The sequence below is a fragment of the Campylobacter sp. IFREMER_LSEM_CL1097 genome (genome assembly GCF_025772225.1).
In the GTDB taxonomy this organism is placed as follows: Bacteria; Campylobacterota; Campylobacteria; order Campylobacterales; family Campylobacteraceae; genus Campylobacter_D; species Campylobacter_D lari_D.
On record NZ_JAKMRT010000046.1, the window covers coordinates 1 to 1,116 of the forward strand.

1 protein-coding gene is annotated in these 1,116 nt (G+C 26.7%); it reads left to right on the forward strand.

Annotated features, from left to right (window positions below):
• The coding region (locus L8W64_RS08845; RefSeq protein WP_263673551.1) for a glycosyltransferase family 2 protein at positions 1-1,116 on the forward strand (1,116 nt) is incomplete at both ends.

Consider the following 1,116-nt stretch of genomic DNA (forward strand, 5'->3'; position numbering starts at 1 on the left):
GTAGGCGTAGTAATCCCTATATACAATGTAGAAAAATATCTAAAAGAATGTTTAGATAGTGTAATCAATCAAACTTATACTAACTTAGAAATCATACTAGTAAATGATGGTAGCACAGATGAAAACTCACTCAATATTGCAAAAGAATACACTCTAAAAGATAAAAGAATTACTCTTTTTGATAAAAAAAATGGTGGTTTAAGTAGTGCAAGAAATGTAGGTATAGAGTATTTTAGTGGAGAATATAAACTCAAAAATAAAACTCAAACTATAAAAGAAAATTCTTTAATAGAATTTAATATAGAAGGTAATAATCCTTATGAAATATATACTGTATATAAAAGCTATAAAGCTTTTAATAATGAACAAGATTTAACTAACTTTACTTATCCTATTATAGATTATATTATCTTTTTAGATTCTGATGATTATTGGGAATTAAACTGCATAGAAGAATGTGTACCTAGAATGGATGGGGTAGAAGTGGTGTGGTTTGATTGGAAAAGATTTTATGATGATATCGAGAAACCTATAGAAGAAGTTGAAAACCATACTTGGATGATTTTAAAAAACAAAACAATCATTTCTTCGCTTGAATGGATTGAGGAAATGGAAAGATTGGGTAATAAACTATTTGCATTTTGTATTCAAGGAATGATCTCTTTTGAATATTTACATCGCATTCAATTAAAATTTATTGATGGTATTGTCTCTGAAGATTTTCATTTTGGTATACTTTTGTTTACAAAATCAAAATATATACATGTGCTTGATAAAAAATTATACACGTATAGGATTAGAACTAATAGTATTTGTTCTCATGAGGGTACTGTAAGTGAGAAAAGTATATTGCCATATACAAAAGATCTTTACAATATATTCAACAAAGATGGACTCTTGACCAAAATTTATTATTATAAATACAGTTGTTTGATAATGTCTTTTGAAATTTTAAAATACATGGGTACTTATTGCAATGCAAAAATGGCTTTGCTTATAAAAAAGATATTCTTAGCAGGCATGCTAAGTGAGGCTTTTGGTGTTGAAAAATTTAATATCGATCCATATGGTATTCAAGTGAAATATCATATTTTAAACGATTTATTGTCTCTACAG